The following is a 22,016-nucleotide window of genomic DNA, read 5'->3' as shown; positions in this document are numbered from 1 at the left end:
CTCAGAGGGCGGGCGGGGTCAGGGTGCCCACGGCGGATTCGAGGGCGGCGGCGACCCGGTACATCCGGTCGTCGGCCATCGTCGGGGCCATCACCTGGAGACCGACGGGCAACCCCTCCGACAGTCCACAGGGGACCGAGATGGCCGGTCCGCCGTACAGGTTGGTGGGAATCGTGAACAGGTCGGCCAGGTACATCTGGTAGGGGTCGGCGGTCCGCGAGCCCAGCGGGAACGCCACGAACGGGGTGGTCGGCGAGATCAGCACGTCGACCTGCTCGAACGCGGCGGTGAAGTCGCGGCTGATCAGGGTGCGGACCTTCTGCGCCTGCCCGTAGTAGGCGTCGTAGTAGCCCGACGAGAGGGCGTACGTGCCGACCATGATGCGCCGCTTGACCTCGGCGCCGAAGCCCACGTCGCGGGTCAGCGACATGACCTCCTCCAGCGACCGGACCCCGTCGTCGCCGGCCCGCAGGCCGAACCGCACACCGTCGAAGCGGGCCAGGTTCGACGAGCACTCGCTCGGCGCGATCAGGTAGTAGGCCGGCAGCGCGTACTCGAAGTGGGGGCAGGAGACCTCGACGACCTCGGCACCGAGCTTGGTCAGCGCGTCGACGGCGTCGCGGAACGCGGCCGTCACGCCCGGCTCGCCGCCCGCCTCGGTGGCGAACTCGCGGACCAGGCCGAGCCGCATGCCGGTCAGGTCGCCGGTCGCGCCGGCCCGCGCGGCGGCGACGACGTCGGGCACCGGCTGCGGGATCGAGGTCGAGTCGCGCGGGTCGTGGCCACCCATGACCGCGTGCAGCAGCGCGGCGTCGAGCACCGTACGGGCACACGGGCCGGGAGTGTCCAGAGAGGACGAGAAGGCGACGAGGCCGTAGCGGGAGGTGCCGCCGTACGTCGGCTTCGCCCCGACGGTGCCGGTCACCGCGCCCGGCTGGCGGATCGACCCACCGGTGTCGGTGCCGATCGCGAGCGGCGCCTCGTAGGCGGCGAGTGCGGCGGCGCTGCCACCGCCCGAGCCGCCCGGGATACGGCTCAGGTCCCACGGGTTGAACGTCGGGCCGTACGCCGAGTACTCGGTCGACGAGCCCATCGCGAACTCGTCCATGTTGGTCTTGCCGAGCATGACGGTGCCGGCGGCGCGCAGCCGCTCGACGATCGTGGAGTCGTACGGCGGGCGCCAGCCTTCGAGGATGCGTGACCCGGCGGTGGTCGGCACGCCGCGGGTGGTCAGCACGTCCTTGACGGCGACCGGCACACCGGCCAGCGGCCCCAGCTCCTCGCCGGCGGCGCGGCGGGCGTCGACGGTGCGGGCCGCGTCGAGCGCCCCGTCGGCGTCGACGTGCAGGAAGGCGTGCACCCGCTCGTCGACGGCGGCGATCCGGTCGAGGTGCGCCCGGGTCACCTCGACCGCGGAGACCTCGCCCGCGGCGACGTGGGCCGCGATCTCGGTCGCGGTCAGTCTGGTCAGGTCGGCCATGGTCACGCCTCCTCGTCGAGGATCCGCGGTACGCGGAACCGGTTGTCCTCGGCGTCCGGTGCCCCGGACAGCGCCTCGGCGGGGGTGAGGCCCGGCACCACCACGTCGTCGCGCAGCACGTTGGTCAGCGGCACGGAGTGTGACGTCGGCGGGATGTCGGCGGCGGTGACCTCGCCGACCCGGGCGACCGCCTGGAGGATGACGTCGAGCTGGCCGGCGAAGGTGTCGAGCTCGGTCTCGGTGACGGCGAGCCGCGACAGGCGCGCCAAGTGCGCGACCTCTTCGCGGGAGATGGCGGCCATCTGCGCCTCCTTCGTGCGTTGGCGTGACCGGCCGAGTCTATTTCTCGCCCCGGCAGCACCGATCCCCGCCCCGCCAACTCCCCCATGATCCCCGTGATCAGGGACCTTTTCCGGCGTGTCGCCGGTGCGTCACCCGCCAGACTCCCTGATCACGCGGATCTCGGGGATGGGAACGGGACGGGGTCAGGTGATCGGGTGGGGGCGTAGCGGGTGGTAGCGGGCCAGCCAGGAAACCAGTTCGTCGGCCGGCATCGGGCGGGCGTAGAACCAGCCCTGGGCGACGTGGCAGCCCGCCGCGTGCAGCATCCGCCAGGTGCGCTCGTCCTCGACCCCCTCGGCCACCACCCGCAGTCCGAGCGCGCCGGCCAGTTCGATGATCGACCGGACGATCGCCGCGTCGTCGGCGTCGTCGGTCATACCGAGTACGAACGACCGGTCGACCTTGACCTCGGACAGCGGCAGCCGGCGCAGGTGCTGCATGGACGAGTACCCGGTGCCGAAGTCGTCGAGCGCGATCGCGACCCCGATCCGGTCGAGCCGGGCGATGGTGGCCAGGACCCGGTGCGGGTCGGCCATCAACGCCCCCTCGGTGATCTCCAGTTGCAGCCGGTCCGGCGGTACGCCGTAGCGGGTCAACCGGTCGTCGATCTGGTCGGCGATCTCACCGGTGTGCAGGTCGCGGACGCTGACGTTGAGCGCCGCCCGCAGTGGCAGCCCGGCCGCCGCCCACTTGGCGATCTGTTCGACCACGTCGTCGACGACCCGGCGGGTGAGCAGCCGCATCACCGCGCTCTGCTCGGCGACCCGGATCAGTTCCTCGGGGTCGACCATCCCGCGCCGGGGGTGCCGCCAGCGCAGCAACGCCTCGACGCCGACCACCTCGCCGGTCGCGATCTCGACCTGCGGCTGGTAGTACATGGTGATCTCGCCCGCCCCACCGGCCTCCCGGCCGGCCCCTCCGTCGCGGCCGCCGGCACCGTCGCGGCCGGCACCCGGGACGCCGGCCGCCCCGCCGCCGACGGCTCCCTTCGGGCCGGTCGTCTCGAGTACCTTGCGCAGGTCGGCGAGGAGACTGAGCCGCTCCGGCGAGCTGTGGTCGGAGTCCGGGGCGTAGACGGCGACGGCGTCGCCGCGGTGCTTGGCGTCGTACATGGCGACGTCGGCGTGCCGCATGAGGGTCTCGAAGTCCTCGCCGTGTTCGGGATAGACGGCGACGCCGATCGAGCCGCCGACGTCGAGCGGGAGGCCGTCGATGGGTACGGGTTCGGCGAGCACGTCGACGATCCGGTTGGCGAGGTCGGTGGCCTCGGCGGGGTCGGCGAGCCGTCCGCTGAGGATCGCGAACTCGTCGCCGCCGAGCCGGGCGACCACGTCCTGTGGGCGTACGGCCGCGGTCAGCCGGTTGGCGACCTCGACCAGGAGGCGGTCGCCGACGGCGTGGCCGAGCGCGTCGTTGACGTACTTGAAGCGGTCGAGGTCGAGCACGAGCAGGGCGAGGTGCCGTTCGGCGGCGTGCCGGGCGGCGCGTTCGGCGTGGCCGGGCAGCCGGTCGGCGACCTCGCCGAGTAGTGCCTTGCGGTTGGCCAGGCCGGTGAGCGGGTCGAGCCGGCCGACCTGTTCGTGTTCGGTGGACAGCCGCGCCATCCGGTAGACGGCGTACAGCGGTACGACGACCAGCGGGATGAGGGCGGCGTTGGCCCGCGCGGCGCTGGCGAGGATCGGGCCGAGCAGCAGCAACGCGCCGGTGGAGAGCAGTTCGAAGGCGAGCCCGTGGCTCACCGAACGCCACCAGTGGCCACCGGTGAGCAGCCGGATGGCGACCGTGACGGTGCCGTACTTGACGGCGAACCAGACGCCCGCGGCGGCGACGACCGCCGCCACGTACGGCAGGTCGGGCACCAGCAGCTGCACGGTCGCGTACGCGGCGGTGAGGGCGATGGCGTACTGGGCGATGTTGAACAGGGCCCGCCAGGCGGTGTGCCGCATCCGCCAGGATGCGACGACCACGGCCGCGGCCTGTACGGCGATCGCGGGCGCCTCTCCCCAGATCAGCATGATCGCGAAGGTGAAGCAGATCGACGGGAACACCGCCGAACTCTGCCGGCGGCCGGGCGGGGTGAAGGGGCGGGCGTCGCAGACGACGGCCAGGCCGGCCATCAGCCAGAACGCGACCGGCAGGGCCGGGACCTCGCTGGGGAGGGCGATCAGCGACACCGCCGTGACGGTGCCGGCCAGGGCCACGACCGCGGTGACGAAGGTGAAGAACGGCAACGCCCGCTCGGGGGGAACGGAGTTCCGCTGCGCTGCGGCCTCCATCGGACCTCCCGCCGTCTCTCGCCGGGGCACGACCTGATGCCGCGCTGGTGATGCTCCATCAAACTCCCCGACCGGCCGCGGCTGCGACCTCGGTGCACGAATCGGGTGTGTCGTGACTAATTTGGAATACGTAATCAGTTGCCGAAAATACTCACGTTCCACTATTCAGTGCAGAATACTCGCGATTTACTACCGAATGCTCATGATTCACTACTTTGGGCAACACTAGCGGCCGCTTCCGGCCCCTGCATCAGCAGAACGTCGAATCCTGCCTCATTCAAAATGGGTAGTTTCAGGGAGAATGCCTTGTCCGCCTTCGAGCCGGGATTGTCACCGACCACCACGAAGCCGGTCTTCTTCGACACCGAGCCACTCACCCGGCCGCCACGCGCCCGCACCGCCTCCGCGGCCTGGTCGCGCGAATAGTTCGCGAGCGTGCCGGTCACCACGACGGTGATCCCCTCCAGCGGGCGTGGCCCCTCGGCGACCCGCTCCCGCGCCATCCGTACGCCCGCCGCGGTCCACTTGCGCACCACCTCGCGGTGCCAGTCCACGCCGAACCATTCCGTCACGCTGGCCGCGATCGTCGGACCGACCCCCTCGACCGACGCCAATTCCTCCTCCGACGCCGCCCCGATCGCCGGAATCGAGCCGAAGTGCCGGGCCAGTGCCTGCGCGGCGGTCGGTCCGCAGTGCCGGATCGACAGGGCCACCAGCACCCGCCACAGCGGGCGCTCCCGGGCCTCACCGAGGCTGGCCAGGAGCTTGCCGGCGTTGCCGCCCGGCGTGCCGTCCGCGTTCACGAAGAACGGCACGCCGGCCAACTTGCGGGCGTCCAGATCGAACAGGTCGCCCTCGTCGACGATCGCCCCGGACTCCAGCAACGCGCCGGCCGCCTTGTAGCCCAGCACCCCGATGTCGAGCGCACCGCGCCCGGCCAGCGCGAAGACCCGCTCCCGCAACTGCGCCGGGCAGGTCCGCGCGTTCGGGCAGCGGATGTCGACGTCGCTCTCCTTCGCCGGCGCCAGCGCCGTACCGCACGCCGGGCACCGGTCCGGCATCACGAACGGCCGGGCGTCGGGCGGGCGTACGTCGACGACCGGGCCGAGCACCTCCGGAATGACGTCGCCGGCCTTGCGCACCACCACCGTGTCCCCGATCAGCACACCCTTGCGGGCCACCTCACGGGCGTTGTGCAGGGTCGCCAACGCGACCGTGGAACCGGCGACCCGGACCGGTTCGAGTACGGCGAACGGGGTCACCCGGCCGGTACGCCCCACGTTCACGTCGATGTCGAGCAGCTTCGTGGTGACCTCCTCCGGCGGGTACTTGAAGGCGATCGCCCACCGGGGTGCCCGGCTGGTCGAGCCGAGCCGCCCCTGGATCGGCACCGGGTCGACCTTCACCACCACGCCGTCGATCTCGTACTCGACGTCGTGCCGGTGCTTCGCGAAGTGGTCGACGAACCCGCGCACCCCGGCCAGGTCCGGCACCACCCGGAGGTGGTCGCTGGTCGGCAGTCCGAAGTCCTTCAGCGCCGCGTACGCCCCGGACTGGGTGGCGGGGTCGAACCCGCGCCGGGCCCCGATGCCGTGCACGACCAGCCGCAACGGCCGGGCGGCGGTGATCCGCGGGTCCTTCTGCCGCAGGCTGCCGGCGGCGGCGTTACGGGGATTGGCGAACGGCGGCCGGCCCTGCTCGACGAGGCCCGCGTTCAGGTCGGCGAACGCCGCGACCGGGAAGTAGATCTCGCCCCGCACCTCGATCAGCTCCGGTACGTCCGCACCGGACAGCCGCTGCGGTACGCCCCGGACGGCGCGTACGTTGCCGGTCACGTCCTCGCCCGTCCGGCCGTCCCCGCGGGTCGCGGCCCGCACCAGCCGACCACCCTCGTACGTCAGGTTGATCGCGACGCCGTCGACCTTCAGCTCGCACAGCAACGGCACCGGGCCGCCGGCGTCCCGGCGCACCCGCTCGGCCCAGGCGGTCAGTTCGGCGTCGTCGAAGACGTTGTCGAGCGACATCATCCGCTCGGCGTGCGCGACCGGGGTGAACAGCGTCGAGAAGGTGCCACCGACCCGCTGCGTCGGCGAGTCCGGGGTCCGCAGGGCCGGATACCGCTCCTCCAGCTCCGCCAGCTCGCGCAGCAGCCGGTCGAAGTCGCCGTCGCTGATCGTCGGGGCGTCGAGCACGTGGTAGCGGTACTGGTGATCGGTGATCTCCACGCTCAGCGTGGCGTGCCGGTCGCGGACGTCCGACGGCGGCTCGACCCCCGCGCCGGCCTCCTGCTCGGGCGTGAGCCGTGCCCCGACCGGATCCTCGGACACCGGCCCACCTCCTCCACCAGCACGTTAGCCGCCGCAACCGCCGACGGGGAGGCCACGCGCCGACGGTCCCGGGTCCACACCGGCGTCCGGTGGATCGCGGCGGCGGATGGGCTCACCGCCCGAGGGAGAGACGGAACGCCGCCACCCCGGCCAGCCACAGCACACAGACCAGTACGACGGCGGCGATGGTCAGCGCCACCACCCGCAGCCGCCCGCTCCGGCGGGGTGTCCTGCTCACCCCGCCGACGCTAGCGACGCGGGCCGGGCACCGGGCCGGTTCAGTCCCAGCCCGCGCCGAGCGTGGCCAACTGGTCGGCGTACTCGATCCGCTCGGCCCACCCGTCCGGCCAGCCGGCCATCCCGTACGCGGCACCGAGCACCGCGCCGGCGAGGCAGGCGATCGAGTCGGAGTCGCCCGACGTGGTGGCACCGCGGGCCAACGCCGCGACCGGGTCGTCCGGGTGCCGCAGTACGCAGAGCAGCGCGCTGGCCAGCGCCTCCTCGGCGATCCAGCCCTCGCCGGTCGCCCGGCAGACGTCTCCCCCGTCGTCCGGCCGGGCCAGCGCCGTGTCGAGCCGGTCCAGCACCGCCAGGCACTCGTCCCAGCCGGCCGCGATGAACTCCTCCGCCGAACCGGCCCGGCCCTGCCGCCACAGGTCGCCGAGCCAGTCGTCCCGGTAGACCCGGCGCTGCCCGACGGCCCGGTCCCGCAGCAGCTCGGGCAGGTCGGTCAGGGCGGCGCCGTCGCGGACCACCCGGACCGCGTACGCGGTCAGCTCACTCGCCGCGAGTCCGGTCGGGTGGCCGTGGGTGAGGCCGGCCTGCAACTGCGCGACACCGGCGAGCGTGTCGAGGTCGTACCCGGGGACCAGGCCGACCGGGGTGACCCGCATGTTGGCGCCGCAGCCCTTGGACCCGGCGACGGTCGCCTCCTGCCAGCGGCGCCCGGTGGACAGTTCGGCGCAGGCCCGCAGGCAGGTGTTGCCGGGCGCCCGGTTGTTGTCCGGGCTGACCGCCCAGTCGAGGAACCGCCGTCGCAGCAGCGGCTCCAGCGCGGTCGGCTCCGCCGCGGGCGACTCACGCAGCGCCCAGGCCACGGCCAGGCCCATCTGCGTGTCGTCGGTGACCAGCGCGGGATCGCCGGCCAGGTCGCGTGGCCCGCCGGGGCCGTACCGGGCGGTGATCGCCGCGACGGTCATGAACTCGGTCGGCTTGCCGAGCGCGTCGCCGTACGCGAGGCCGAACAGTGAACCGGAGGCGCGGCGCGCGCCGGGATCGGGTCGGGACATGCCGACCATGATCGCCGACCCGGTCCAGCCGGCCTCGTGCCCGCCCCGCCCCGGGGCCCGGAACCGCCGCGCCCCGGGCCGGGGACCACCCCGGGGCCCGGAACCACCCCGCCCCAGAGCCCGGGGCCCGCCCCAGGGCCTGGACTGCCCCGGCCCGGCTCGCACGCCGGACGGCGTGATCGTCTACTGTCCGGGCTGTCGACACGCCGGGCCGGCAACCGCTGAACAGCAGACGATCACGCCGTCCAGCCGTGTGCTCAGTCCTCGTGCAGGCGGCGTCCGGCGTCGCGGCAGGCGGTGAGCACCGCGCGGGCGTACGCCGGGGTGGCCCCGGCCAGCCCACAGGCGGGCGTGACCACGACCTGCTCGGCCAGCCGACGGGCCGGGAACCCCAGCTTGTCCCAGACCCGGCGGACCCGCTGCGCCACTTCGGCCGACGTCGGCGGACGGCCACCGGGCGACGCCACCGCCGGTGCCGCCCCGGCGAAGATCCCGAGCCCGGCGTCGATGGCCTCCCCGAGCGGGTCGAGCTGCCCGACCAGTGCCAGGTCCAGCGCCACCGCGGTCGCCCCGGCCGCCCGCACCAGGTCCAGCGGTACGTCGGGCGCGCAGCAGTGCACGACGACCGGCGTCCCGACCGCCTCGACGACCTCGCGCAGCAACGTCGCCGCGGTCCCCGCCTCGACAGCCCGGTAGGCGCTGAATCCGCTCTCGGTCGGCACCCGTCCGGCCAGCACGGCGGGCAGCGACGGCTCGTCGAGCTGCAACAGCACGGTCGCCCGCGGCAGCCGGCGCCGGACGTCCGCCACATGGGTCCGCAGCCCCTCGGCCAGCGATCCGGCCAGGTCGCGTACCGCCCCGTGGTCGCGCAGCAGCCGGCCGCCGATCGGCAGATCGATCCCGGCCGCGAGGGTCAGCGGCCCGGCCGACTGGATCTTGACCGGCCCGGTCAGCCCGTCGCCCTGCTCGGTCAACTGGTCCAGGTCACGTTCCAGCAGATCGAGCGTACGGCGCAGGTCACGGCCCGGATGGCCGGCGATCCGCCAGTTACCGGCGTACAGCTCGACCGGCAGGTCGACGAGCAACCCGGCGGTACGGCCGATCATGTCGGCACCGGGTCCGCGCGCCGGCAGCTCGGGCAGATGGGGCAGGGTGGGCAGCTCGCCGAAGACGATCCGTTGCGCCTCCGCGACGTCGGTGCCGGGCATCGAACCGATCCCGGACGCCGAACCCACCGGCCACGGCCACGTAACGTCAGTCACGCCGGCTCACTCTACGCACCCACCCACCACCGTTCCGCCGGGCCGGGCCCGCATAGCGGCGTAGGGACGGCAGAACAGCCGCGCGACAGCCGGACCACGCGGGCGGGGCGGTTGGGGCACGTTGGGGCACGTTGATCGTCTGCTGTTCCGCCGTTACGACCACGGCGTGTCGAACGGCTGCACAGCAGACGATCAAGAGGGGTCCCGGGTCGCCCCGGCCCCGGCCGCCAGCCGCCCCGCACCTCGGCCTCGATCGTCTGCGGTACGGGTGTTCGACACGCCGTACTCGAAGTGTCCGAACCGCAGACGATCACGAACGGCGGCCGGGAGTGCCCACCGGTACGGCGTTCGGGAGTGGCCACCGGTACGGCGGCCGGCTCTGCCCCCGCCGGCCCGCCGACCAGCGCCACGCCGGCCCACGGATCGAGGACCGCCCGCGCCGTCAGCGGATCGTGGCCGAACCCAGGACGATGTCGCCGGCCGGATCGGGGCGGTAGGCGACGATCGCCTGGCCGGCCGCCACCCCGCGCATCGGCCGGCGCAGTTCGGCCCGCAGCGTGTCGCCGTCGAGCGTGACCGTCGCCGGCACCACCGAACCGTGCGCCCGGAGCTGGACCTCGCACTCGACCGGTGCGGTCGGCAACGGCCCGGCCGTCCACACCGGACGCTCGGCGTCCACCGTGGACACCTCCAGCGCCTCGGCCGGGCCGACGGTCACGGTGTTGGTCTTCGGGGTGATCGACAGCACGTAGCGGGGCCGCCCGTCCGGGGCGGGTACGCCGAGCGCCAGCCCGCGCCGCTGGCCGACCGTGTAGGCGTACGCGCCGGTGTGGGCGCCGACGACCGCGCCGCTGGTCGCGTCGACGATGTCGCCCGGCGTCTCGCCGAGCCGGTCGGCGAGGAACCGTCGCGTGTCGCCGTCGGCGATGAAGCAGATGTCGTGCGAGTCGGGTTTGTCGGCGACCGCGAGCCCGCCCCGGGCAGCCTCCTCGCGCACCTGGGCCTTGGTGGAGTCACCGAGCGGGAACATCGAGCGGTCGAGCTGGTCGCGGCGCAGCACCGCGAGCACGTACGACTGGTCCTTGGCGGTGTCGACGCTGCGACGCAGCAGCCCGTCGGGGCCGAGCCGGGCGTGGTGGCCCGTCACGACGGCGTCGAAGCCCAGCGCCACGGCCCGGTCGAGCACCGCCTCGAACTTGATCTTCTCGTTGCAACGCAGGCACGGGTTCGGGGTACGCCCGGCGGCGTACTCGGCCACGAAGTCGTCGACGACGTCCTCGTGGAACCGGTCGGCCATGTCCCAGACGTAGAACGGGATGCCGATCACGTCGGCGGCCCGCCGGGCGTCGCGGGAGTCCTCCAGCGTGCAGCAGCCGCGCGCGCCGGACCGGTACGTCTGCGGGTTGCGGGCCAGCGCTAGGTGCACCCCGGTGACGTCGTGTCCGGCCGCCACCGCCCGCGCGGCGGCGACCGCCGAGTCGACCCCGCCGGACATGGCTGCCAAGACCTTCACCGCACCGCTCCTTTCACCTTCGTCGAGGGTAGCCGCCCGCCCCACGCACCCCGGACGCCGGCGCGGGGTGGTAGGTCCGGTCAGGTGCGGCTGGACCGGACCGTCCCGGCGCGGCGGGCCCGCTCGACGGCGCCGGGCAGTACGTCCAGCAGCGCGTCGACGTCGGCACTGGTGGAGGTGTGGCCGAGGGTGAAGCGCAGCGACGACCGGGCCCGGTCGTCGTCGGCGCCCATGGCCAGCAGTACGTGGGACGGCTGGGCCACGCCGGCCGAGCAGGCCGACCCGGTCGAGCAGGCGATGCCGCCCGCGTCGAGCAGGAGGAGCAGGGCGTCGCCCTCGCAGCCGGGGAAGGAGAAGTGGGCGTTGCCGGGCAGGCGTTCGCCCGGATCCCCGTTGTAGACCGCGTCGGGTACGGCGGCGCGGACCCGCCGGACGAGTTCGTCGCGCAGCGCGCCGATCTGCTCGGCGTACCGCCGCTGGTCACGTACCGCCGCCTCGACGGCCACGGCGAACGCGACGATGCCGGCGGTGTCGAGGGTGCCGGAACGTACGTCCCGTTCCTGGCCGCCGCCGTGCAGCAGCGGCGTGCAGGCCACCTCCCGGGCCAGCAGCAGCGCACCGACCCCGGCCGGCCCGCCGAGCTTGTGGCCGGTGACGGTGAGCGCGGCGGCTCCACTGCCGGCGAAGTCGACCGGCACCTGGCCGACGGCCTGGATCGCGTCGGTGTGGAACGGGACGTCCCACTGCGCGGCGACCGCGGCGAGCTTCTCGACCGGCTGGAGGGTGCCGACCTCGTTATTGGCCCACATGGCGGTCACCAGGGCGACCCGTCCGTCCTGGGCGGTGAGCGCGGCCCGCAGGCCGTCCGGGTCGAGCCGGCCGGCGGCGTCGACCGGCAGCCAGGTCACCCCGGCGCCCTCGTGCCGTTCGAGCCACTCGACGGTGTCGAGCACCGCGTGGTGCTCGACGGCGCTGGCGACGACGTGCGTACGGGCCGGATCGGCGGCCCGGCGGGCCCAGAAGATCCCCTTGACCGCGAGGTTGTCGCTCTCGGTGCCACCACCGGTGAAGATGACCTCGGACGGGCGGGCGCCGAGGGCCGCCGCGACGCGTTCGCGGGACTCCTCGACCCGGCGGCGGGCGAACCGGCCGGCGGCATGCAGCGACGACGCGTTGCCCACCTCGCGGGCGGTGGCGACGTATGCCTCGAGCACCTCGTCGAGCATCGGCGTGGTGGCGGCGTGATCCAGATAGGCCATCGCACTCCAGCCTATCCGTCGGGGCCCGGCACACCCGCGGCCAGCGTCGACAATGCGGTGGCCCGGTGACCGGGCGGTCACCGGGCCACCGACCCTCACTTGCGCTTGCGGATCTCCTCGATGGCCTGCGGTACGACCTCCTCGAGCTTGCCGACGACGCCGAAGTCGGCCAGTTCCCAGATCGGGGCGTCGTCGGCCTTGTTGACCGCGACGATCGTCTTCGAGGTCTGCATGCCGGCCCGGTGCTGGATCGCGCCGGAGATGCCGAGCGCGATGTAGAGCTGCGGGGTGACGGTCTTGCCGGTCTGCCCGACCTGGAACTGGTGCGGGTAGTAGCCGGCGTCGACGGCCGCGCGGGACGCGCCGACAGCGCCGCCGAGCGCGTCGGCGAGGTCCTCGACCAGCTTGAAGCCGTCGGCGCTGCCGACGCCGCGACCGCCGGAGACGACCACGGACGCCTCGGTCAGCTCGGGCCGGGCGCCCTTCTGCTCGACGACCCGCTCGACCACGCGGGTGAGCTTGTCGCTGGCGCCGAGCTGCACCTCGACCTGTTCCACGGCCGGGGTGGCCGGGGCCGGGACCGGGGCGAGCGAGTTGGGGCGCAGCGTCGCCAGCGGCAGGCCGCGGGTCACCTTCGACTTGACGATCGTCGAGCCGGCGAACGCGACCTGGGTGGCGGTGCCGTCGGCGGCGAGGTCGACGATGTCGGACAGGACGCCGTTGTCGAGCTTGACGGCGAGCCGGCCGGCGATCTCCTTGCCCTCCTGGCTGGCGGCGAGCAGGACGGCGGCGGGCTGGACCCGCTTGACGAGTTCGGCGACGACGGTGGCCTTGGGCGCCACGAGGTAGCCGTCGATCTCCTCGCTCTCGGCCGCGTAGATCTTCTCGGCACCGTACTCGGCGAGCTTGTCGGACAACCGCTCCACGGCACCGGGCCCACCGAGTACGACGGCGGACGGGCTGCCGAGCTGGCGGGCGAGGGTGAGCAGTTCGAGCGTTACCTTCTTGACGCCGAATTCCCGGGTGGCTTCGACGACGACGAGTACCTCAGCCATGACCGCTACCTCTCACACGAACTTCTCGGAAGCGAGGAACTCGACCAGCTTGACGCCGCCGTCGCCCTCGTTGGTGACCCGGGTGCCGCCGGTGCGCGGCGGCCGCTTGGCGTGCTCGACGACCGTGCTGGTGGCGCCGTCGAAGCCGACCTCCGAGGCGGCGACGCCGAGGTCGGCCAGCGAGAGGGTCTGCACCGGCTTCTTCTTGGCGGCCATGATGCCCTTGAAGGAGGGGTAGCCCGGCTCGTTGATGGTGTCCCAGACCGAGACGACCGCCGGGGTGCTGGCCGTGACGACCTCGTACCCCTCCTCGGTCTGCCGCTCGACGGTGAGGGTGCCGCCGTCGATGGTGAGCTTGCGCGCCCCGGTGAGGGCGGCGATGCCGAGCCGCTCGGCGAGCATGTGCGGCAGCACCTGGACCCGGCCGTCGGTGGACTCCGCGCCGCACAGCACCAGGTCCGCGTTGAGCGTGCCGAGCGCGGCGGCGAGCACCTTGGAGGTGGCGACGGCGCACGATCCGTGCAGGGCCGGGTCGACGACGTGTACGGCCCGGTCGATGAAGACGCTTCCCCGGCTCATCGACAGCGCCTTGCGGATGGAGTCGGTGGCCTTGTCGGGCCCCATGGTCAGGATGGTGATGTCGCCGCCGGACGCTTCCTTGATTTTCAGCGCCTCTTCGATGGCGTATTCGTCCATCTCGTTGATGACGTTGTTTGCCGACTCCCGGTCGACGGTGTTGTCGTCTGTGCGCAGGCTCCGTTCCGAGCCGGAGTCGGGCACCTGCTTGACGAGTACGACGATGTTCATCGTGTTTCGACGACCCTCCTGTAGGTGTTACAACAGCTCACCCGGTCCCGGGCGCAGCCTCTCGCCTACCTGAACGTTCGGTCAACAAGAGGCGGCTGTGGAGTTTCCCACGACCGATGTTACCCACAAGTAGCTTAGGTCGATGCACCACCCGACGTGACGCAACTCACCGGATGCCGGGACCGGTGTCGCGGGAGGGTCAGCCCGGGACGCCGAGCGCGATCCGGATCCGGGCCAGCATCTCCGCCTCCGCCGGACTGATGCCGGCCACGGCGGCGGCCGCCCGCTCGGCCGTCCCGATCACGGCGGTCCGGAAGTTCGCCAGCTCGTGTGGAGCCCGGTCGGCGAGCAACGCGACGGACTTCTCGAGCGCCGGCAGCACGGCGGCCTCCAACTCGGCCAGGGAATCGCCCGACACCTGCGGCAGGCCGCCGGTGGTCAGCGCGTCGCGTACCACGCCGGTGGTCCCGGCGATCACCCCGGACGCCGCGTAGCTCTCCTTGACCATGGCGCGAAGCCCCGGATCCGCGTTGGTGACCAGGAAGACCGCCCCGAACGCGGCGGTCTTCAAGGTCATCTTCTCGTCCGCGCTCAGTTCCTGCCCCACGGTCAGGGAGTGTAGACGTACGGGGTGGTCGTGGTGACCGCGACGAAGCCGAGCCGCTCCAGGATCGGCCGGCTGTCGTCGGACGCGTCGACCTGCAACATCGTGTGGCCCCGGACGCCCGCCAGCCGGGCCCGGTAGGTGACCAGCGCCCGGTAGATCCCCCGCCGCCGCCAACTCTCGAGCGTCGAACCGCCCCACAGCGTGGCGAACGGCGTACCGGTCACGTAACGCACCCAGCCCGCGCTGACCACCTCGCCGTCGGCCTCCGCCACCACGACCGTCACCGAGTGCGGGTCGGCGGCGATCTCCCGCTCCAGTCCGTCGGCGAGCCAGTCCCGCGGCTCGTTCCAGACCTGCTCCTCCATCCGGGCGATCCGGTCCAGGTCGGCCCGGGTGGTCACCTCGCGCAACTCCACTCCCTTAGGCGGGACCGGCAGCATCGCCGCCAGCGGGGCGAGCGGGCCGATCACCACCGTCTCCTGATCCTGCGGTTCGAAGCCCGCGGCCCGCAGCCGGTCGGCCAGGTCGGCCGGCTGGTCGTGGCCGTGCAGCTTCCACTCGACCTCCCGGCCAAGCGTCGTGAACAGATCCCGCTGCCGGGCGATCAGGTCGTCGAGCCCGGCGTCGGTGAGCCCGCCCAGGTCGCGGTAGGTGAGAAAGCCGCCCTCGCCGGCGTAGAGCATCCGGACCAGGGGGCCGTCGTGCTCGACGACCGTCCCCTCCGGCAGCGGATCGGGCACCCGGGCCCGGAGCTGGTTGTCGTACGTCCGGCGCAACGCGTCAATGTCAAGATCGGTCACTTGACCAGCCTATGGGCCCCGTCCATCGGATAATCCGTTTCATGCTCCGACAGTGGTTCGACCCCGAGGAAACCAGACGGGTCGGCAGCACGCCGGACTACCGCTTCTCGCTCGCCAACGAGCGGACCTTCCTGGCCTGGATCCGCACCGGCCTCGCACTGGTCGCCGGCGGGCTGGCCGCCGCCCAGTTCCTGCCGCCGCTGCCGCTGCCGTACCTGCGCGAGGTGATCGCCGTAGGGCTGCTGGCGCTCGGCGCGGCCGTCGCCGTGCGCGCGGTCGCGCACTGGGGCCGTACCGAGCGGGCCATGCGGCTCGGCACCGACCTGCCGACCTCCCGGTTCCCGCTCCTGCTCGCCGTCGTCATCGGTGCCGGCGCGATCCTGCTGATCGTCGCCGTCGTGATCCAGTCGGTACGGGCGCCGTGAGCGAGCGCAGCGAGCGAACCAGCTGGCTCAGAGTTGACTCACGGCGGCTGCGAGCGAAGCGAGTGGGCGCCGTGAGCGAGCGCAGCGAGCGAACCAGCCGGCTCAGACTTGACTCACGACGAACGCGAGCGAAGCGAGTGGGCGCCGTGAGCGAGCGCAGCGAGCGAACCAGCCGGCTCAGACTTGACTCACGGCGGACGCGAGCGAAGCGAGTGGGCGCCGTGAGCGAGTGGGCGCCGTGAGCGATCCCGGGTTGCAGCCCGAGCGGACGACGCTCGCCTGGCGGCGTACGTCGATCGGGGCGCTGGCGGTCGCCGTACTCGCCGCCCGGGCAGCGCTCACCGCGCGGGGCGTCGGCCCGGTTCCGGGTGCGCTGCTCGCGGCGGCGGCCCTGATCGGCTGGATCGGGATGCTCGCCCTCGGCCGCCGGCGGGCCGCCGCGCTTCGCGGCGGACAGGCGCCCGCCACCGGCCACGTTCTGCCGCTGGCCGCCCTGATCGTCGTGGGGTACGCCGTACTCGGGACCGTACTTGTTCTCGTCTGCCTGGGCTGAGCGGTCCCGGCGGGGCATCATTGCGAGATGGCCCGCCTGTTCCTCTTCCTGTTCGTGGCACACGTCGCGCTCGCGGCGGCCGCGCTGATCAGCTGCCTGACGCCGGAGAAGGCGCAGCTCCGCGCCCTGCCGCGCGCCGTGTGGATCCTTGTCATCCTCTTCGTTCCGCTGCTCGGTCCCGGCGCGTACTTCTGGGCCGGCCGCCCCGTGCGCCCCGACGCCCGCCCCGTCGTCGAGCGACCGCGCCCGCCCGCCCCGAGGACGATCCGGAATTCCTGCGGTCGCTGGAGGCGGAGCAGGCCCGACAGGATCGTGAGATGTTCCAGCGTTGGGAGGAAGACCTGCGCCGCCGCGAGGGCGACCTGCGCCGGCAGGCCGGCGAACAGCAGCGGGACCTGCGCCCGCAGGCCGGCGAACAGGAGCGAGACGTGCGTCGGCAGGCCGGCGAACAGCAGCGGGACCTGCGCCCGCAGGCCGGCGAACAGCAGCGTGGGGACGCCGCACCGGAGAACTGAGCCGACCGGTATCCGCAGACCGCTGACGTAGCCGTAGAATCGGGCCGCTCTCGTCCCCGGGATCTTTCCCGACCGGTGCTCGATCCGGGAAGCGGCTTCGATGACAGACGGCACTCCACCGACCGCCGCCGGAACCGTCGCCACCACCGACCGCCACGCCGCCCCGGCGGCCGGCCGCCGGTTGTCGCGCCCGGTCCTGGTCACGTACGGCCTCGCCCAGCTCGTGCTGCTCTTCTGGTGGGCGGTCTACCATCCCGGGCTGTTCAGCCCCGACTCGCTGTCGTACATCACCCAGTCGACGACCGGCACCTGGAACACCCACCACCCGATCACGTACACCGGTCTGGTCTGGTTGTCGTTGCAGATCTTCGGTGGGGTCGGCGCGTTGACCGGTCTGCAGACCGTGGCCATGGCGGTCGGGTTGGCCTACGCCGTCGGCGGTCTGCGCCGGGTCGGCGTACCCGGCTGGCTGGCGGCCGGTGCCGCGGTCGTCACGGTGGCCCTGCCACCGGTCGGCGGCTTCGTCGTCGCCGTCTGGAAGGACGTGCCGTTCGTCATCTGCCACGTCTTCCTGCTCGGCACCCTGGCCCGGGTGGTGGCCCGGCACCGGGCCGGGCTGCGGCCGGTCCTGCCCGCCGGGCTGCTCGTCGCCGCCGCCGTGGCGATGACCCTGATCTGCCTCTTCCGGCAGAACGGTTTCATCGTCGTGGCCATCGTCGCGGTCGCCTGCGCGCTGCTGCTGCGGCCCGCCGGGCGGTTGCTGATCACGACGGTCGCCGCCGCGACGGCCGCACTGCTGACCAACTGGGCGTTGCTGCCGGCGCTCGGGGTGCGCGACAGCGGGTCGCTCGTGGCGTACGAGGCGCTGTTCGCCGACATCTCGGTCGCCTACGCCGCCGATCCGGCCGCCTTCCCACCCGAGCACACCGAGGTGATGGCCCGGGTCGCGCCGCTGTCACACTGGCGCGACGCCGCCGACTGCTACCACTCCGACAGTCTCACCTATGCCGAGCCGTTCGACCGGCGGACCGCCTCGGTCCACAGCGGCGCCCTCGTCGACGTCTGGCTGGCCACGCTGGCGCGCGCGCCCGGCACCGTCGTGGGCGCCCGGATCTGCCGTAGTTCGATCGGCTGGAGCCCGCTGCCGGCCGGGACCATCAGCCGCAACCCTCCCGAGTGGAGCCTGCGGGCCTGGGTCGAGCGGGACCGGGACTTCCAGAAGAGCCCGTACGCGCACGTCGCCCGGATGCGACCGCTCGACGAACGGGTGCACCGGATCGGCGCGGAACTGACCGGCCTGGCCAACCGGCCCGGCCTGGAGTGGCTGATGTGGCGGGGCGCCACCTGGACCTACCTGGCGTACGCCGCGGTCGGCTTCGCCGCCTGGCGGCGCCGCGAACCCGCGTTGCTCGCCCTCGCCGCGCTGTCGGCCGGAAACCAGCTCTCGGTGCTGATCGTCAACAACGTGCAGGCGGCCCGCTACATGGCCGCGCCGTACGTGCTCGGGGTGCTGCTGCTGCCGTTGCTGGCGGTCCGCCGGAGCCCGGCGGCCACCACTGCGGCACCGTCGGACGCGGCCGCCCCGCCGGCCGCCACCGGCGGTCCGACCGTTGAGGCCGGCGGCGGCGACCGAGACGGTGCCGACACCGCGCTGCCGCGGCAGCGCGGGGATCACGGCGGACCGGCGGCTCAGGCCAGGTTGGACGAACGCGGGTAGGCGTCGGCGGGGTCGGTGAGCACGTTGACCAGGTACGGCACTCCGGCGTCGAACGCGCGGTCGAGCGCGGGCCCAAGGTCGGCGGCCTTCGCGACCGTCTCCCCGGCGCCGCCCAGTGCCCGGACCACCTCGTCGTAGCGGAGCTCCGGCTGCAGGTCGGCGGCCACGTCGTAGCCGTACATGGCCCGCATCGGGTGCTTCTCCAGCCCCCAGATGCCGTTGTTGCCGACCACGATCACGACCGGCAGCTTCTGCCGTACGAGGGATTCGACGTCCATCAGCGAGAAGCCGGCGGCACCGTCGCCCATCAGCACACAGATCTGCCGGTCGGGGTAGGTGACCCGGGCGCCCATCGCGTACCCCATGCCGGTGCCGAGGCAGCCGTACGGGCCGGGGTCCAGCCAGGTGCCGGGCATCGACGGCTCGAGATAGCGGCCGGCGTACGACACGAAGTCGCCGCCGTCGCCGATGGTGACCGCGTCGGCGGCGAGGACGCGGCGCAGTTCGCCGTAGACCCGGGCGGGCCGGATCGGATCGGTCTGGGCGGCCATCTCCTCGGCGTCGCGGGCCCGGGCGGCGTCCTCGGCGGCGCGCAGGTCGGCGACCCATCCGCTGTGGTCCTCGCGGTCGCCGCGGTGGTCGGCCAGCGCGGACAGGATCAGCCGCAGGTCGCCGGCGGGCGAGACGGTCGCCTCGACGTGGGTGGCCCGCTGCGACGGCGCGTCGACGATGTGCACCACCTGGGCGCCGTCGAAGTCGCCGAAGCTGAGCCGGAAGTCGAGCGGGGTGCCGACCACCACGATCACGTCGGCGCCGCGCAGGGCGGTGCGGCGGGCCTTCGCGAAGGCGAGCGGGTGCTGCGGCGGCAGCGCACCCCGGCCCATGCCGTTGGTGAAGACCGGCACCTGCAACGCCTCGGCGGCCTCGCGCAGCGCGGCGACCGCGTCGGCGGCGTAGACGTCGGAGCCGGCGATGATGACCGGGCGGACGGCGCCGGCGATCAGGGTCGCGGCGCGGGCCACCTCGTCGGGGTCGTACTCGACGACCGGAACGTCGGGGGCGGCCGGCGCGGCGGTCTCGCCGGTGGAGAAGATGACCTCCAGCGGCAGGTCGAGGAAGGCCGGGCCGCGGTGCGGGGTGAGGGCCGCGGTGAGCGCGTCGCGTACGGCGGCCGGGATCTCGTCGGTGGCGAACACCGTCGCCGCGTGCTTGGTCACCGGGCTGACCAGCGGCAGGTGGTCGATCTCCTGGAGGCTGCCCGACCCCCATCGGAAGGCGGGCGCCCGACCGCCGATGACCAGCACCGGTGAGGCGTTGAAGAATGCGCTGGTCAGGCCGGAGATCCCGTTGGTGACCCCGGGACCGGCGGTGAGTACGGCGAGGCCGGGGCGGCGCTGGAGCTTGGCGACCGCTTCGGCGGCGAAGACCGCGGACTGCTCGTGACGTACGTCGTAGATCGGGAAGTCGGTCTTGTGCGCCGCGTCGTAGAGCGGAAAGACGTGGCCGCCGGAGAGCGTGAACATCTCGTTGACCCCGGCCGCCCGCAGGGCCGCGAGGGCGAGTTCTCCACCGTGTCCCTCGATCTGCTCCGTCATGAGCCATCCACTCCCATCGTGTGATCGATCCACGGTGCAGGTTACCGGCCAGTTTCGCAGAACATGAGCCGGACTCACCTAAGGCTGATGCCGATCTTGCCGAGCAGGTCGGTCACCACCTCGACGAAGGTCTCTCCCTCGCCCACCCGGAAGGCGATCACCCCGGCCAGCACCGGCGTGCCGACCAGCAGCGCGAGCACGAACAGCGTGCGCAGCGTCCGCCGGATCAGCCCCGGCCGCCGCCGGGCCGGCGCCGGCGGGTACGCGACCGACGGCGGCGCCACCGGCCGGGCGACCGGTGGGGGCGACACCGGCCGCACGGGCACCTGCGGCGGCGACAGTGGCCGCGCCGCGGGCATCTGGCGGGGCGGCGGCACCGGGCGGGGCGGCGACGGGGTCGACCGGGCCTGGGGTGGCGTGGGGCGGAGCGGATCGGCCACCGGGCGCGGCGGATCGGCGGTGAACCTGGGCAGGTCGGGATCGATCCTCGTGGCCGCGGGTCCGGTCCGCGCCGGTGGAGCCGGTTCGGCGCGCGGGGGTGCGGGCTCGATCCGGGTCGGCGCCGCGGCGGTCGGCGGCTGACCGGGGACCCGGGGCAGCTGCCGGGTGGGTGCCACCGGCGGTGCGGCCGGTCCGGTGGCGGGTCGGCCGGGCGGCGGTACGGCGTCGGGCACGATGACCCGTCCGACGGTGCGCGGCGGCTGGCCGGCGACCGGCGAGACCGGGACGGGCGGCCCGGACACCGGCGCTCCCGACACGGGGGCGCCCGACACCGGAGCACCCGACACCGGAGCGCCCGACACCGGAGCGCCGGAGACGGGTGCCCCGGGCGCCGGGTATCCGGCCGGCCCGGAGAACGGCGGGCTTCCGCCGGGCCCCCCGGAGGTCGGTGCCACGCCGGCCGGCGCGATGGGGTTCGGCGGGCCGGAGGCCGGCGCAATGGGGTTCGGTGGGCCGGACGCGTGCGCGACCGGGAACGGCGCCCCGGGGGCCGGCGCGACGGGGAACGGTGGTGGCGGTGACCCGACCGGACGGTCGGCGCCCGGCAGCGCGGTGGCCAGCATCGCCGTGCCGGCGAGCACGCTCCCCTCGGCCACCACCAGCTCGGGCTGCTCGATCACGACCGGGGCGGTGCCCAGCGCCCGGTGCAGCATCGTGGCCAGCAACGGGATCCGGCTGGAGCCGCCGACCAGGAAGACCCCGGCGACCTGGCCGTCGGCCAGGTTGGCCCGGCCCATCACACCGCGGGTGACCCGGATGGTCTGTTCCAGCAGCGGCTGGGCCAACTGCTCCAGCTCGTCGCGGGTCAGGTGCACTTCCAGGTCGAGCAGCGGAATCACCAGGTCGGCCGCGGGCCGCCGTGACAACCGCTCCTTGGCGACCCGTACGTCGTCCCACAACTGCCGCTTCGCCCGCCGCTCCTCCACCGTGGACGGATTGGTGAGCCGCTCCCACTCGCGTGGACCGCGGTCGCCGTACGTGGTGCGCAGGTGGGACAGCAGCGCGGCGTCGATGTCGAGCCCGCCGACATCGTCGCGGCCGTCGACGGCGAGCACCTCGAACCCGCTCGACCGGCGGGCGACGACGCTGGCGTCGAACGTGCCGGCACCGAAGTCGTGCACCACCACGACCGACCCGATCGGTACGTCCCGGCCGAGCGACTCGGCGAAGTAGGTGGCGGCGGCGACCGGCTCGGCCACCAGGCGGGCCTGGCCCAGCCCGGCCCGGGCGGCGGCGTCGCCGAGTTGGCCCCGGCGGGTCGCGCCCCAGGTCGCCGGGCAGGTCAGGGTCAGCCGCGGGGTGACCTGGCCGACGGTGCGCCGCCACTCCTCGGCCACCCGGCCGAGTACGGCCGCCATGAGGTCGACCACCGGCACCTCACGGTCGCCGAGCAGCACCGTGCCCTCGTCGATCCGGCGCTTGGGGTTGGGCTCGAACCGGGACGGGTCGAGCCGGGCGCTGTGCACCGCGTCGCGGCCGACCGACAGGCCGCCGCCGGGCTCCGCGTAGACCGCCGACGGCAGCAGTGGCGAGCCGTCGACCAGCAGCGGGCGGGCCCGACCGTCCGGCCAGCGAACCACCGCGACCGTGTGTGAGGTGCCGAAGTCGACGCCGAGGGCGTGCCCCGATGGCGGCGCCGGGTTGGCTGGCATGCCGCTGAGTGTACGGCCGGCCCGCCGCCCCACAGTCGATC

General features: G+C 73.5%; 18 protein-coding genes and 1 pseudogene. 4 read left to right on the top strand and 15 right to left on the bottom strand.

From position 1 onward, the window contains the following. Position 1: 1 nt before the first annotated feature. From gatA to Prubr_RS18880, 13 genes are all read right to left on the bottom strand, one after another. Complete coding sequence (gene gatA / locus Prubr_RS18935) at positions 2-1,480, bottom strand: Asp-tRNA(Asn)/Glu-tRNA(Gln) amidotransferase subunit GatA (protein WP_212828225.1); 1,479 nt, start codon at positions 1,478-1,480, stop codon at positions 2-4. A 2-nt stretch (positions 1,481-1,482) separates the two neighbouring features. Next, on the bottom strand, positions 1,483-1,782 hold the full coding sequence (gatC, locus tag Prubr_RS18930) for an Asp-tRNA(Asn)/Glu-tRNA(Gln) amidotransferase subunit GatC (RefSeq protein WP_212827242.1): 300 nt from the start codon (positions 1,780-1,782) through the stop codon (positions 1,483-1,485). Positions 1,783-1,965: 183 nt separating this feature from the next. After that, entirely contained in the window at positions 1,966-4,098 is a 2,133-nt protein-coding gene (locus Prubr_RS18925; RefSeq protein WP_212827240.1) for a putative bifunctional diguanylate cyclase/phosphodiesterase, read from the bottom strand. A 200-nt stretch (positions 4,099-4,298) separates the two neighbouring features. Further along, positions 4,299-6,425, bottom strand: coding sequence for an NAD-dependent DNA ligase LigA (ligA, locus tag Prubr_RS18920; protein WP_212827238.1), 2,127 nt, complete (start codon positions 6,423-6,425; stop codon positions 4,299-4,301). Between the two features lie 112 nt (positions 6,426-6,537). Continuing rightward, on the bottom strand, positions 6,538-6,663 hold the full coding sequence (locus Prubr_RS37720; protein WP_281425937.1) for a hypothetical protein: 126 nt from the start codon (positions 6,661-6,663) through the stop codon (positions 6,538-6,540). Between the two features lie 40 nt (positions 6,664-6,703). Continuing rightward, positions 6,704-7,714 (bottom strand): ADP-ribosylglycohydrolase family protein, encoded by a 1,011-nt coding sequence (locus Prubr_RS18915; RefSeq protein WP_212827236.1) that lies wholly within the window; start codon positions 7,712-7,714, stop codon positions 6,704-6,706. Between the two features lie 257 nt (positions 7,715-7,971). Next, positions 7,972-8,976: a methionine synthase gene (locus Prubr_RS18910; protein WP_212827234.1), complete on the bottom strand. Its 1,005-nt coding sequence runs from the start codon at positions 8,974-8,976 to the stop codon at positions 7,972-7,974. A gap of 442 nt (positions 8,977-9,418) precedes the next feature. Then, on the bottom strand, positions 9,419-10,489 hold the full coding sequence (mnmA, locus tag Prubr_RS18905; protein WP_212827232.1) for a tRNA 2-thiouridine(34) synthase MnmA: 1,071 nt from the start codon (positions 10,487-10,489) through the stop codon (positions 9,419-9,421). 80 nt (positions 10,490-10,569) lie between these two features. Then, positions 10,570-11,748 (bottom strand): cysteine desulfurase family protein, encoded by a 1,179-nt coding sequence (locus tag Prubr_RS18900; RefSeq protein WP_212827230.1) that lies wholly within the window; start codon positions 11,746-11,748, stop codon positions 10,570-10,572. 95 nt (positions 11,749-11,843) lie between these two features. Further along, positions 11,844-12,803 carry an electron transfer flavoprotein subunit alpha/FixB family protein gene (locus tag Prubr_RS18895; RefSeq protein WP_212827228.1) on the bottom strand — a complete coding sequence of 320 codons (960 nt, stop codon included), beginning with the start codon at positions 12,801-12,803 and terminating at the stop codon, positions 11,844-11,846. Between the two features lie 12 nt (positions 12,804-12,815). After that, complete coding sequence (locus Prubr_RS18890; protein ID WP_212827226.1) at positions 12,816-13,610, bottom strand: electron transfer flavoprotein subunit beta/FixA family protein; 795 nt, start codon at positions 13,608-13,610, stop codon at positions 12,816-12,818. A 199-nt stretch (positions 13,611-13,809) separates the two neighbouring features. Beyond that, positions 13,810-14,217, bottom strand: coding sequence for a hypothetical protein (locus Prubr_RS18885; protein WP_246568821.1), 408 nt, complete (start codon positions 14,215-14,217; stop codon positions 13,810-13,812). 2 nt (positions 14,218-14,219) lie between these two features. Continuing rightward, on the bottom strand, positions 14,220-15,017 hold the full coding sequence (locus Prubr_RS18880) for a GNAT family N-acetyltransferase (protein WP_212827224.1): 798 nt from the start codon (positions 15,015-15,017) through the stop codon (positions 14,220-14,222). Between the two features lie 41 nt (positions 15,018-15,058). On the opposite strand from Prubr_RS18880, the gene Prubr_RS18875 reads away from it, so the two are divergent. The 4 genes and pseudogenes from Prubr_RS18875 (at position 15,059) to Prubr_RS18860 (ending at position 18,227) form a co-directional block, all read left to right on the top strand. Beyond that, a complete protein-coding gene (locus Prubr_RS18875; RefSeq protein ID WP_212827221.1) occupies positions 15,059-15,442 on the top strand; it encodes a YidH family protein in 384 nt (127 codons plus the stop codon). Between the two features lie 238 nt (positions 15,443-15,680). Then, complete coding sequence (locus tag Prubr_RS18870) at positions 15,681-15,995, top strand: DUF202 domain-containing protein (RefSeq protein ID WP_212827219.1); 315 nt, start codon at positions 15,681-15,683, stop codon at positions 15,993-15,995. A gap of 27 nt (positions 15,996-16,022) precedes the next feature. Further along, positions 16,023-16,387 (top strand): annotated as a pseudogene (locus tag Prubr_RS18865) (PLD nuclease N-terminal domain-containing protein); the annotation flags it as partial. Positions 16,388-16,610: 223 nt separating this feature from the next. Continuing rightward, positions 16,611-18,227 carry a hypothetical protein gene (locus Prubr_RS18860; RefSeq protein ID WP_212827217.1) on the top strand — a complete coding sequence of 539 codons (1,617 nt, stop codon included), beginning with the start codon at positions 16,611-16,613 and terminating at the stop codon, positions 18,225-18,227. Here Prubr_RS18860 and Prubr_RS18855 read toward each other — a convergent pair. Together Prubr_RS18855 and Prubr_RS37715 are read right to left on the bottom strand one after the other, a co-directional pair. Beyond that, positions 18,200-19,822 carry an acetolactate synthase gene (locus tag Prubr_RS18855; protein WP_212827215.1) on the bottom strand — a complete coding sequence of 541 codons (1,623 nt, stop codon included), beginning with the start codon at positions 19,820-19,822 and terminating at the stop codon, positions 18,200-18,202. The two genes, Prubr_RS18860 and Prubr_RS18855, sit on opposite strands and share 28 nt — an antisense overlap. Positions 19,823-19,896: 74 nt before the next feature. Next, complete coding sequence (locus Prubr_RS37715; RefSeq protein WP_281425936.1) at positions 19,897-21,975, bottom strand: Hsp70 family protein; 2,079 nt, start codon at positions 21,973-21,975, stop codon at positions 19,897-19,899. Positions 21,976-22,016 lie beyond the last annotated feature (41 nt).

The organism is Polymorphospora rubra (assembly GCF_018324255.1).
Taxonomy (GTDB): domain Bacteria; phylum Actinomycetota; class Actinomycetes; order Mycobacteriales; family Micromonosporaceae; genus Polymorphospora; species Polymorphospora rubra.
Note: the sequence above shows the minus strand (reverse complement) of the source record. Positions and strands in the feature narration are given on the sequence as shown.